Consider the following 12,379-nt stretch of genomic DNA (forward strand, 5'->3'; position numbering starts at 1 on the left):
CCACAGTAGAACCGAACGGGTGAGCCCGTTACAGCGAATAAAAGAAGCGGCTTTGCTCCTGCGGCGCGCACGCATCGGGGTGGTAGAGCAAGCGGGGTGGTACCGCGGGTCCCAGTGAAGCTGGTCCTCGTCCCTGTGAATCGAACAGACGAGGACAACAATGACGAAGCACGGCTTTTACCCGCGTCACCGCGACAACGAGGTGGACGCAAGCCCGTCCTTCCCGCAGATGGAAGGCGAAACCCTGGCCTTTTGGGCCGATAACGATACCTTCCGTAAGTCCATTGAGGCGCGCCCTGCTGGCGAAGGCGGTCAGAACGAGTTCGTGTTCTACGACGGCCCACCCTTTGCCAACGGACTTCCGCACTACGGTCACCTTCTGACCGGCTACGTCAAGGACGTTGTTGGTCGCTACCAGACAATGCTCGGCCACCGCGTTGAACGCCGTTTCGGCTGGGACACGCACGGTCTGCCCGCTGAACTCGAGGCGCAGCGTATCCTCGGCATCGAAGATGTCACTGAGATCACCCGCGAAGGTGGCCTCGGCATCGAGAAGTTCAACGAGGCCTGCCGTTCGTCTGTTCTTCGTTACACGAACGAGTGGGAAGACTATGTCACCCGCCAGGCTCGCTGGGTTGACTTCTCCGACGACTACAAGACGCTCGACCCGAACTACATGGAGTCGGTCATCTGGGCATTCAAGACTCTCTATGACAAGGATCTTGCCTACCAGGGCCACCGCGTTCTGCCGTACTGCTGGCACGACCGTACCCCGCTGTCCAACCATGAGCTCAAGATGGATGACGATGTCTACCAGGATCGTCAAGACAACACGGTCACCGTTGGTATGCGCCTCGAAGAGCCTCTTGTTGAGGGCTCTGACAAGGGTGAACTGGTCCTGATCTGGACTACGACCCCGTGGACCTTGCCGTCGAACGAAGCTGTCGCCGTTGGCCCGACCATCGACTACGTGGTCGTGCGCGTTCCGGCTGACCTCGAGTCCCCGGTTGCCGGCCAGGATGTCGTTGTCGCTCAGGGGCGTCTTGGCGCATACGCGAAGGAACTGGGCGAAGAACCGCAGATCGTGAAGACCTTCAAGGGGAGCGAGCTTGCGGGCAAGCATTACTTCCCGATCTTCGACTATTTCGACAACGCCGATCACCGCGCCAAGGGTGCGGCTCCCGGCCCGGACGGCTGGACGATCATCCCCGGCGATTACGTGTCGACGGAAGACGGCACCGGCCTGGTCCACATCGCACCCGCATTCGGTGAAGACGACATGTTCGTCTGCCAGGAACGCGGAATCCTACCGGTCATCCCGGTGGATGAAGGCGGTTGCTTCACGTCTGAAGTTCCCGACTACCAGGGCATGCAGGTGTTCGATGCGAATAAGCCGATCACCGTTGACCTGCGCGATGGTACTGGTCCGCTGGCCCGCGTTCCCGAAGAAAAGCGTGCCGTTCTGGTTCAGCAGAAGTCGTATGTTCACTCCTACCCGCACTGCTGGCGTTGCCGTAAGCCGCTGATCTACAAGGCTGTGTCCTCGTGGTTCGTGCGCGTCAGCGCTATCCGTGATCGCATGGTCGAACTCAACCAAGAGATCACCTGGGTTCCTGAGCACACCAAAGACGGCATCTTCGGAAACTGGCTTGCCGGCGCTCGCGACTGGTCGATCTCGCGTAACCGCTTCTGGGGTGCGCCGATCCCGGTCTGGCGTTCAGATGACCCGAACTACCCGCGTGAAGACGTCTACGGTTCTTTTAAGGAACTTGAGCGCGACTTCGGCGTGAAGGTGGATAACCTGCACCGCCCGTTCATCGATCAGCTGGTTCGCCCGAACCCGGATGATCCGACGGGCAAGTCGATGATGCGCCGTATCCCGGACGTTCTCGACTGCTGGTTCGAGTCTGGTTCTATGCCGTACGCGCAGGTTCACTACCCGTTCGAGAACCAGGAATGGTTCGAGTCGCACTACCCGGGCGACTTCATCGTCGAGTACATCGGCCAGACGCGTGGCTGGTTTTACACCCTGCACGTCCTGGCGACCGCTCTGTTCGACCGCCCGGCGTTCACGAACGTTGTCTCGCATGGCATCGTTCTGGGTGATGACGGCCGCAAGATGAGCAAGTCCCTGCGCAACTATCCGGACGTCAACGGCGTGTTCGACACCTACGGTTCGGATGCGATGCGTTGGTTCCTCATGAGCTCGCCTGTCGTCCGCGGTGGCAACCTCATAGTGACCGACACGGGTATCCGTGACACGGTTCGCCAGGTGCTACTGCCGATCTGGAATACCTACTACTTCTTCACTCTGTACGCGGGGGCAGCGAATGGGGGCAAGGGGTACGAGGCCACGGCCTGGGACCTCAACGACAAAGCGGTGGTTTCCAGCTTGTCGAAGATGGACCGCTACCTGCTGGCACGCACGCGCTCGCTCGCAGCCGATGTCAAGGCTGACTTGGATTGGTATGACATCGCGAAGGCATGCGAGCACGTCCGCGATTACCTGGATGTTCTGACGAACTGGTACGTGCGTACTCAGCGCCAGCGTTTCTGGGAGGAGGATTCGGCTGCGTTCAACACGCTGTACACCGCTCTTGTCCGTCTGTCTGAGATTGCAGCTCCGTTACTCCCGTTGCTCAGCGAGGAAATCTGGCGCGGTCTGACCGGTGGTGAGTCTGTCCACCTGGTTGACTTCCCGGTGATCTCGGATCTGGTTGCTGACGACGCACTGGTGTCCGCAATGGACGAGGTCCGCGACGTTGTGTCGACGGCACACGCCCTGCGTAAGAACCATCACCTGCGCGTTCGTCAGCCACTTGCCGGCATGACGATCGTCTCTGAGCAGGCGGGTGCGCTCGGCCAGTTCGCTGACCTTGTTGCATCCGAGGTCAACGTCAAGGACGTTCGCTTCCGAACGCCGGAAGAATCCGGTTTGCGTGCGAACATCGAACTGTCGCTGAACCCGCGCGCCTTTGCTCCCGAGCTCCGTAAGCTGACGTCTTTGCTGTTCAAGGCGCAGAAGTCGGGCGAGTGGACCGTGAACGAAGACGGTAGCTGTGTTTTTGCGACCGTCCAGCTTAATGGCCAGCCGGTTGTTCTGACCGGCGAGCAGTTCTTAGTGGCCACCACCGTGGACGCTGAAGAAGGCCAGGCGGCGGACGTCATGAGCAATGGCACGGTGGTCCTGCTTGATACAGAGCTGACCGCGGAGCTGGAAGCTGAAGGCTACGCACGTGACGTGATCCGCGCCGTGCAGGATGAGCGTAAGAACGCCGGCCTGCATATTGCTGACCGCATCACGCTGAACCTCGTTGTTCCTACTGATCGCGTGGACGCCGTGAACGCGCACACTGAAATGATCGCCCACGAAACGCTCGCCCTTCAGGTGAACGTGGAAGCCGGCGAGAAGCTCACGGTGAGCGTCGCAAAGCACTGATCATTTGATCGCGTGACTCGGGGCTGGGATCACATCACTACGAAGTGCTCCCAGCCCCGAACCGTATAAAATAGGCGGGTCGCTTTTTAACTGCGCGCACTTTCGATGCGCCGGGCAACATGTGCTCTGGAGGCCCTCATGTCGAACGATCACTCCGCATTCTTTGGCGATAGCGAGGAAGAAGCGGTTGCAGGCTCAATCCCTGCGGATCTGATTCCCTACCTTGAAGCGGCTGACGAGCCCGATGAGGTGGCATTGACTGACGGAACGGATCACGGGCAAGATGCCGAAGAGGCTGAACTGCAAACTGCTCTGCGGAACCTCGTCGAATCCTCCTTGCTACTTGGCCCCGATCCTTCGATTCTCGCCGAGCTGGAAGGCGATATCGACGAAGACTTCGCCGACGACGCCGAGGCAGCGCGCGCAGAACACGAAGAAGCTCTCGCGAAGGCTGCAGATTCGGTTGAGCTGGATGCTGCGGTGGCTAAGATCTACGAATCAATCGTCGAGCGCGCACCCGAACACGACATTGAGCCGAGCTTGGATCGCATCCGGATGCTGCTCGATATCCTGGGCGATCCGCAGAATACATTCCCGACCGTGCACATTACGGGTACGAACGGCAAGACATCGACCGCACGCATGATCGATGCGGTGCTGACTGCGTTCGGCGTGCGCGTCGGACGATTTACGTCTCCGCATTTGATTGATGTGCGTGAGCGAATAAGTATCGAAGGCGCACCAATTTCCCGCGAAGCCTTTATCGCAGCCTGGAACGATATCGCGCCCTACGTCGAGATGGTCGACACGAAGTCGGTTGCTGACGGAGGAGTACGCCTATCGTTTTTTGAGGTCTTTACTGCTCTAGCGTTGGCAGCGTTTGCGGATCACCCGGTCGATGCTGGCGTTATCGAGGTCGGCATGGGTGGAACGTGGGATGCCACGAACCTCATTGAGGCCGGCGTTTCTGTGATCATGCCGATCGATCTGGATCATACGAAGTGGCTGGGCTCCACGATCCGTGAAATCGCAGAAGAAAAGGCCGGGATTATCAAGCCCGGTCAGATTGTCGTGATCGCCGAGCAACCCGAAGAAGCACTAGAGGTCCTATTGGACCGCGCCCGCGAAGTCGATGCGATCGTCCGCCTTGAAGGCCGAGACTTCGAGCTCCTTGATCGCCAGATGGGTGTTGGCGGTCAGCTGGTTACTGTCCGCACTCCTTCCGCCACCTATACTGACGTTTTCGTTCCGCTCTTTGGCGAACATCAGGCTCACAACGCCGCGGCAGCTCTGGTTGGTGTCGAAGCGTTCATGGGCGGTCGCGCCTTGGATGCGAAGATCGTCGAAAATGGCATGATGACGGCGACTTCGCCGGGACGCCTGCAGGTTGTGCGCACATCCCCGACAATTCTTGTCGACGCTGCACATAATCCCGCAGGTGCTCGCGTCCTTGCCGATGCGCTTGACGATTCCTTCGCATTCGCTCACGTTGTCGGCGTCTATTCGGCGATGGGAGACAAGGACATCGAGTCCGTTCTGGCCGAAATGGAACCGCATCTGGATTCGATTGTCATCACCGAAATGCCCGGCGAACGTGCTGCGAATATCCAGCAATTGCGCGAAATTGCAATCGATGTCTTTGGTGAAGACAGGGTGGAAGTACGCGACAATCTTGGCGAAGCGGTCGATCGTGCGGCGACACTTGCTGAAGCCACCACTGACCCCGCAGACAAATGCGGCGTGGTCGTCTTTGGCTCGGTCGTTCTTGCAGGCCACATGCTTGATCTTGCTGGCATTCGTCCATAGGGGGCAGCGAGCCGTCTTTTTGCTAGTCGAGTAGCAAAAGTCGTGGCACCATAGTCCCAGAGCATGACCGCTCTGTTTTGATGCAAGGAGGCACGATGAAGAAGCTGGTCAATGACGTCCACAACGTCGTCAAGGAAACCCTCGAAGGATTTGCTCTGGCGCATGCGGATATGGTGGAGGTTCACCTCGATCCCGATTTCGTTACCCGCGCAACCCCGAAGGCTAACGGCAAGGTCGGTCTGGTTTCCGGTGGTGGCTCTGGTCACGAACCGTTGCACGCAGGCTTTGTCGGCCTGGGCATGCTGGATGCTGCCGTTCCTGGCGCCGTTTTCACGTCCCCGACCCCGGATCCGATCCTCGAAGCCACAAAGGCTGCCGATCGCGGTGCAGGCGTCCTGCACATCGTGAAGAACTATACCGGCGACGTCCTCAACTTCGAGACCGCCGCCGAAATGGCTGAAATGGAAGACATCGAGGTCCGTTCCGTTGTCGTCAATGATGACGTCGCGGTCGAAGACTCGCTGTACACTGCAGGCCGTCGTGGTGTTGCCGGCACCGTCTTTGTTGAGAAGCTTGCCGGTGCAGCTGCAGAACGTGGCGACGACCTTGACAAGGTCACCGAAATCGCTCAGCGTGTGAACGACGAGATGCGTTCCATGGGCCTCGCACTTGGCCCGTGCACGGTTCCTCACGCAGGCACCCCCTCCTTCGATCTTGGCGAAGACGAGATCGAGCTCGGTATCGGTATCCACGGTGAACCCGGTTACCGTCGTGGCAAGATGGAAACCGCTGACGCACTGGTGGAAGAGCTCTATATCAAGGTTCGTGATGACCTGAAGCTTGAAAAGGGCCAGCGTGTGATCACCCTGGTCAACGGAATGGGTGGCACACCTTCGTCCGAGCTCTACATTTGCCATCGTCGACTGGCTCAGCTGCTGGAAGCAGACGGCATTAAGATTGCTCGCACAATGGTGGGCAACTACGTGACCAGCCTTGAAATGCCTGGCGTTTCTGTCTCCCTGCTCCGTGTGGATGACGAAATGCTTGAACTGTTCGATGCGCCGGTGGCAACACCGGCATGGAAGTGAGGGACTAGATGGCGCTAGATACTGCATGGGCAATGCGCTGGATTGCGCTTACTCGCGTAGAGATTGGTGCTCAGCGTGAATACTTGATCGATCTGGACCGCCAGATCGGCGATGGTGATCATGGTGAGAACCTCGATCGTGGGTTCGGCAAGGTCATGGAAGCCTTCGAAGCAACGCCTCCGACTAGCGTTCAGGACTGCCTGAAGATCGTTGCGAAGACTCTGATGTCGACGGTCGGTGGGGCTGCTGGTCCTCTGTACGGAACAGCTTTCCTGCGCGCAGCAAAGGTTGCTGTCGACGAACCTCTGACCGCTGAAGCTGTTGCTGCCCTGATCGGCGGTGCTCTCGCTGGCATTCAGGCTCGTGGCAAGGCAGAGCGTGGCGAGAAGACCATGGTCGATGCCTGGGGTCCGGCGTATGACGCAGCTAAGGCTGCTGCAGAATCTGGCGCCACACCTGAACAGGTTCTGGCGGTTGCTTCCGAGGCCGCTCATAAGGGTGCTCTTGCCACTGAACCTCTTCAGGCAACCAAGGGTCGTGCTTCCTACCTGGGAGAGCGTTCCAAGGGACATCTTGATCCGGGTGCTATGTCGTCCGCGATCATCCTTGCGAAGGCGCTTGAAGCAGCTGAGGAGGAATGATGGCGCGCGTTGCATTTGTCATCGCAAGCCATTCGGATCTTCTGGCTCGTGGCGTAGTCGAACTTGCCCGGCAGATGGCTCCCGAGGTTTTCTTCCAAGCCGCGGGTGGTACTGATGAGGGCGGGATCGGTACGTCCTTCGACAAGATTGATGCTGCTGTCAGCGCCTGCCTCGATGAGGTTGGCGATGGCGATGGTGCAGGTGTCTTGATCCTGACAGATCTTGGTTCAGCCACGATGACGGTTGAATCGGTTCTGGATTTTGCTGACGATCCCGATCATCTGAAGTTCATTGAAGCTCCGCTTGTTGAGGGTGCTGTCGCGGCTGCGGTGCGCGCTCAATTGGGTGATTGCCTGAATGACGTTGCCGATGCTGCGCGTAATGCGATCGGACCAATGATCGAGCTTCACTCTATGCATCAGGATCGCCAGACTTCTTCAGCTCCAACCGATGGTGTCACGGACACGGCAGTTGTTGCTGATCCGGTTGGTCTGCATGCTCGTCCGGCAGCTCTTCTGGCTCGTCTTGCAGCCACATTTGATGCCGAGATTCTTGTGAATGGAACAGATGCCGCTTCCGTTCTTGAAATCATGGCTCTCGGTGTGAAGCAGGGCGAAACGGTTGAACTGCGGGCTACTGGTCCGCAGGCAGCTGAGAGCATTGTTGCTCTCAAAGAGATGATCGAAAACGTTTCGTGATGCGGTGTGGCTGTGGTGGATATTCATCCGAGTACCGCCACAGCCACGTCGTGTGAACGATGATGCGATCATCGGTTACGATATTGATTCCTTGAACAACGTGTAATGAAAGGAGGGCGAATGCCAACTCCTGATCTGCTCGACCCGAATAAGGAACACACTCTGATCCTGGTCAAGCCCGATGGGTTTGCTCGCGGTCTGACTGGAGAGGTTCTGCGTCGCATCGAAGCGAAGGGCTATGTCCTGAAGGGCCTGAAGATTAAGAAGGCCTCTAGGGAACTCCTTGAAGAGCACTACGCGGAGCACCGTGAGCAACACTTTTTTAACGGAATGGTTGATTTCATGAGCTCGGGCCCGCTCGTTGCCATCGTGGTTGAAGGTGACCGCGTGATTGAGGGTATGCGTATTCTCATGGGCACAACAAACCCGACCTTGGCTGCTCCTGGAACTATTCGTGGCGATCTTGGACGCGACTGGGGTTCGAACCACGTGGAGAACGTTGTTCACGGTTCAGATTCCCCGACTTCTGCTGAGCGTGAGATCGCACTGTGGTTCCCTGAACTGTGTTGCTGAGACTATCTTGTATGAGCGTGAACCTGTCCGAGGAGCACGCATGACATTATGAAAAAGTGGTGTTTGCATCTGCAGGCGCCACTTTTTCTTATTCTTCCCACAGTTTCCACGTATCCTTGACCCGTGCACTTAAAGAACCTGACGCTACGCGGGTTTAAGTCTTTCGCGTCTACGACGACGTTGAAGCTTGAACCCGGGATCACCTGTGTCGTGGGTCCGAACGGTTCGGGTAAGTCGAACGTTGTGGATGCACTTGCCTGGGTGATGGGCGAGCAGGGCGCGAAGAGCCTGCGTGGCTCTAACATGTCGGACGTTATTTTCGCCGGCACATCGGGACGTCCGGCTTTAGGGCGTGCGCAGATTGATCTGACGATCGATAACTCAGATGGCGCTCTTCCCATCGAATACACGGAAGTAACGATCACCAGGACACTGTTCCGCGGTGGGGGCTCCGAATACGCAATTAACGGTTCACCTGCTCGACTGCTTGATATTCAAGAATTGCTGTCCGATACGGGCATGGGACGTCAGATGCACGTCATCGTGGGGCAGGGGCGCCTCGACTCGATCCTTCAAGCAACCCCGGAAGATCGTCGCGGGTTCATTGAAGAGGCTGCCGGTGTGCTGAAGCATCGCCGGCGTAAAGAGCGTGCGCTGAAGAAGCTCGCTGACATGGATCAGAATCTCGTGCGTGTTCTGGACCTGACTGAAGAGATCCGACGCCAGTTGGGTCCTCTTGCGCGCCAAGCGAAGCAGGCGCGCAAGGCCTCGTTGATCCAAGTACGAGTGCGAGACGCGAAAGCTCGCTTGCTCGCCGACGATCTTGTGAACGTGCGCGAGAAGCTTGAACGTCAGTCGCATATTGATACCCGTCTCGAAGAGCTGAAGCGTGCGCATGAAACCAAGATTGCGGATCTGCGGGCATCAATTGAGGAAAGCGAACGCAATCAAGAAGCTCGCGCTCGCAATGCGAATGACGTGACGCGAGTCTGGCAGGAAGCGACCAGCGTCCATGAGCGTGCGAAGACGACGCTCGCAATCTCTGCCGAGCGCGTCAAACAGTATTCGCGCCCCGAAGCTACACCGACGGGTGAAGACCCGGATGTCTTGGACCAGAGGGCATTAGTTGCTTCGAATGAGGACGGGGACCTTCTCCAGCGTGTTCAGCAAGCCCAACGTGAATTGAGTAGCCTCGTACGCGCCAAGGAACAAGCGGAAGACGAAGATCAACGCGCAGCCAAAGAACTCGCCAGGGTCAACGCACTCGTCGCTGACCATCGTGAGAAAGTGGCGCGCCTGACGGGTGATGTTGGGAGTGCTCACGCCCGATTGGAAGCCGGTGAAGCAGAAGCCGGTCGTGCTCGTAGCGCGCTCGAAGCTGCACTCGCGCGAGCTGAAGAAGCGAAGAAAGCCGTTGAGGACGCGCCCGAAGAATCGGGTGGCGATTTCGATGTGAGTCGCGCGCATGCGCAGGCGGGCATCCATCGTGATCAGGCACGAGCAAAAGTTGATGCCCTCCTTGCCGCTGAACGCGAAGCTCGCGCCGATCGTGCTCACTGGGAAGCGCGTCGTGATGCCCTGACCCAGCTTCTTGCGCGTGACGATGACACGGCTCACCTGCTCGATCGTGACCACGTGCTGGGTGCCGTCCAGGATTTCGTGAACGCCCGCCAAGGAACCGAGAACGCGATCGCGACGCTACTTGGCCCATTTGCGGACGCCGTCGTCATGGATTCCCTGGATTCTGCGCTCACTCAAGCGCGCGACGCCCAGGAGTCCAATAGTGGCCAGTTACGGATGATGATCGCGAATGGGGACGAGGTCGCGCCTGCCAAGCAGAAACTACCCGAGGGCCTGACGTGGGCGCGAGAGTGCGTGACACCAGACCCGAAAGTCGCAGCGAGCGTTTCAGCCTTGCTTTGTGGCGCAGTAGTTGCCAACGATCTTGATGCTGCCCAACGTGGCATTGCGATCGACACAGTGGACGTTGCCGTTACATTGAGCGGAACAATGGTGACTCGTTCAGGTGTTATAGCAGCCGGACAGACAGCCGACTCATTACTTGCCATCAAAGCCCAACACGAAGCAGCCGCTACGAAGGCCGAGGCAGCACAACACACGTGCGATGCCCTCTCTGATGAACTCACGGCAGCGAATATTGCGCTGGACCTGGCAATACGCGGAGCGAACGAAGCCCTGAAAGCTCTGCGTGCCCACGACGCCCTGCAGGCTGAACGCGCTCAAAAGACTGCGCGACTCCAGTCCGCACTCGCAGCCAGTGAAGCTGAGGTAGGCCGTGGACGAGAAGCGCTCAAACGTGCCGAGGATCATGTCGAATGGGCTAAAGAACGCGTTGAAGAAGCGCGATCGAAAGTCGAAACACTGTCGGAGAGTCCCTCTGAAGACGTCGACGCAGCGCGCGATAAAGCTGAGGGTGCTGCCAGAACGGCGAAAGAAGCCCGTGAAGCGGAAACCTCAGCGCGCCTGGCATTGCGAGCATTAGAAGAACAATCCAGGCAGGCTGGTGCGCGTGCCCGAAACCTTCGCCAGGCAGCAGCAAAAGAGCGCGAAGAGCGTGGCCGTTATGCGAAGCGCGAAGCTCAACGCCAGGTTGCGTTGCGTGCTGCAACGGAGATTGAGGCCGACGCGCGTCAGGCAGTGAACGAGGCTGCCCAGCTACTTGCTATCGCCTCGGCCCGCCAGACGGCGGTTGCTGAAGAAACTCGGCAGGAAAATGAGCGCGTTGGTGCCCTGCGCTTGGCCGTGGATGAAGAAATGAAGCGCCTAGCCGACGTTACTGGCGAGGTTCAACGTGACGAAATTGCGCGCACTCAACTGGAATTGCAAGCGAGTGATGTTGAGCGTCGAGCAATGGAAGAGCTTGCGCTCGATGCTGACACTTTGATTGAAGAATACGGACCCCATACCCTGGTACCCGTTTTCCCATCGGACCCGGATGAAGAAGTCAGCGAAGAAGGCCAGCCTTTTGTTCGAAGCGAGCAAGAAAAGGCTTTTGAGAAAGCTTCAAACGAGCTGGTGCGCCTGGGGCGCGTGAACCCCCTGGCTTTGGAAGAACACGATGCTCTGGCTGCTCGTCATGCATTCTTGATGGAACAGGTAAAAGACCTCAAAGAATCAAAAGCCGATCTGATGAGCATCATTACCGATGTGGATCGACTGGTTGAAGAAGCATTCGTTTCCGCATTTGAAGACACGAAGAAACAGTTCGCGCACACCTTTGACGTTTTGTTCCCCGGCGGTACAGGTGATCTGATTTTGACCGACCCAGATTCGCCTTTGACCACGGGCATTGAAATTGAAGCTCGCCCCGCCGGCAAGAAGGTCAAGCGAATGAGTTTGCTGTCGGGTGGTGAACGCTCACTCGCAGCTATTGCTTTCCTCGTCGCGATCTTTAAAGCTCGTCCATCTCCGTTCTACGTGATGGACGAAGTTGAAGCCGCACTCGACGACGTGAACTTGTCGCGTCTTCTGGCAATCTTTAAAGAACTACGTGAAGAATCTCAGCTGATCGTGATCACGCACCAGAAACGCACTATGGAGATCGCCGATGCTCTCTATGGCGTCTCGATGCGTGATGGTGTGACAGGAGTTGTTTCCCAGCGTCTTGCGCGCTCATAAATAATGCCGTGTTAGTGTGAGAAACCCGTGTCCGCATCTTTATGTTTTCTGCCCGCGCGATAACAAAGACAATGGGTACGCCAGATGGCGTACCCATTGTCTATTCAGTAGTCGTGGCGTGGTCAAAGAGAACCGAGACAGCAGATGATCAGTTGTCCTTGTTCAGGAAGTGACGTTCGTCGAGGATCGAGGCGCCCGACAGCATAAGGGCGTCAAGGTTTTGCGTCGCGTGGTGGGCGCAGAAGAACAGTTGGAAGCCGGATGGCATCGTGGCACGCAGCCACGCCTTCGCGCCACACTTGTCGCAACGGTCGGCGGCGTTGAGAACCGGGGCCGTTGAGGTTTCTGGCTGAAGTGAAAGCGTTGTCATGTTTCAATCACACACTAAAGAGTCGGTAATGTCGCGTTCAAAAGCGATTGTTCACCCTCGGCGCAATCCGTACGCGAGTGTGCTCATCATGCGAGCAAGTGGAACACGCGTCATCTGGAAGAATA

At 57.7% G+C, this 12,379-nt stretch carries 8 protein-coding genes; 7 read left to right on the plus strand and 1 reads right to left on the minus strand.

Annotated elements, in window-relative coordinates:
* The first annotated feature begins 160 nt into the window (after nucleotides 1-160).
* The 7 genes from ileS to smc all read left to right on the plus strand — a co-directional run bounded on the left by ileS (nucleotide 161) and on the right by smc (nucleotide 11,884).
* On the plus strand, nucleotides 161-3,439 hold the full coding sequence (ileS, locus tag G5S47_RS03140; RefSeq protein WP_103633606.1) for an isoleucine--tRNA ligase: 3,279 nt from the start codon (nucleotides 161-163) through the stop codon (nucleotides 3,437-3,439).
* Nucleotides 3,440-3,577: 138 nt separating this feature from the next.
* Nucleotides 3,578-5,245, plus strand: coding sequence for a bifunctional folylpolyglutamate synthase/dihydrofolate synthase (locus G5S47_RS03145; RefSeq protein ID WP_219585796.1), 1,668 nt, complete (start codon nucleotides 3,578-3,580; stop codon nucleotides 5,243-5,245).
* Nucleotides 5,246-5,340: 95 nt separating this feature from the next.
* On the plus strand, nucleotides 5,341-6,333 hold the full coding sequence (gene dhaK / locus G5S47_RS03150; protein ID WP_219585797.1) for a dihydroxyacetone kinase subunit DhaK: 993 nt from the start codon (nucleotides 5,341-5,343) through the stop codon (nucleotides 6,331-6,333).
* An 8-nt stretch (nucleotides 6,334-6,341) separates the two neighbouring features.
* Nucleotides 6,342-6,974, plus strand: coding sequence for a dihydroxyacetone kinase subunit DhaL (dhaL, locus tag G5S47_RS03155; protein ID WP_103633609.1), 633 nt, complete (start codon nucleotides 6,342-6,344; stop codon nucleotides 6,972-6,974).
* Nucleotides 6,971-7,672 (plus strand): dihydroxyacetone kinase phosphoryl donor subunit DhaM, encoded by a 702-nt coding sequence (gene dhaM, locus G5S47_RS03160; RefSeq protein WP_103633610.1) that lies wholly within the window; start codon nucleotides 6,971-6,973, stop codon nucleotides 7,670-7,672. The genes dhaL and dhaM overlap by 4 nt, the downstream gene beginning before the upstream one ends.
* A 120-nt stretch (nucleotides 7,673-7,792) precedes the next feature.
* Entirely contained in the window at nucleotides 7,793-8,245 is a 453-nt protein-coding gene (ndk, locus tag G5S47_RS03165) for a nucleoside-diphosphate kinase (protein WP_101627233.1), read from the plus strand.
* 123 nt (nucleotides 8,246-8,368) lie between these two features.
* The gene (smc, locus tag G5S47_RS03170; RefSeq protein WP_219585799.1) at nucleotides 8,369-11,884 is read left to right on the plus strand and encodes a chromosome segregation protein SMC; all 3,516 of its coding nucleotides are present in this window, start codon (nucleotides 8,369-8,371) and stop codon (nucleotides 11,882-11,884) included.
* A 148-nt stretch (nucleotides 11,885-12,032) separates the two neighbouring features.
* Here the strand turns inward: smc and G5S47_RS03175 are convergent, their stop codons facing one another.
* On the minus strand, nucleotides 12,033-12,254 hold the full coding sequence (locus tag G5S47_RS03175; protein WP_006681584.1) for a DUF7455 domain-containing protein: 222 nt from the start codon (nucleotides 12,252-12,254) through the stop codon (nucleotides 12,033-12,035).
* Nucleotides 12,255-12,379: the final 125 nt, after the last annotated feature.

Source organism: Schaalia turicensis (genome assembly GCF_019380255.1).
GTDB classification, from domain to species: domain Bacteria; phylum Actinomycetota; class Actinomycetes; order Actinomycetales; family Actinomycetaceae; genus Pauljensenia; species Pauljensenia turicensis_A.

Bases quoted from the DNA above. Each gene is read 5' to 3' on its own strand.
- G5S47_RS03175 (WP_006681584.1), bottom strand. From the start codon at position 12,254: ATGACAACGCTTTCACTTCAGCCAGAAACCTCAACGGCCCCGGTTCTC.
- dhaM (WP_103633610.1), top strand. From the start codon at position 6,971: ATGATGGCGCGCGTTGCATTTGTCATCGCAAGCCATTCGGATCTTCTG.
- dhaK (WP_219585797.1), top strand. From the start codon at position 5,341: ATGAAGAAGCTGGTCAATGACGTCCACAACGTCGTCAAGGAAACCCTC.
- ndk (WP_101627233.1), top strand. From the start codon at position 7,793: ATGCCAACTCCTGATCTGCTCGACCCGAATAAGGAACACACTCTGATC.
- G5S47_RS03145 (WP_219585796.1), top strand. From the start codon at position 3,578: ATGTCGAACGATCACTCCGCATTCTTTGGCGATAGCGAGGAAGAAGCG.
- dhaL (WP_103633609.1), top strand. From the start codon at position 6,342: ATGGCGCTAGATACTGCATGGGCAATGCGCTGGATTGCGCTTACTCGC.
- ileS (WP_103633606.1), top strand. From the start codon at position 161: ATGACGAAGCACGGCTTTTACCCGCGTCACCGCGACAACGAGGTGGAC.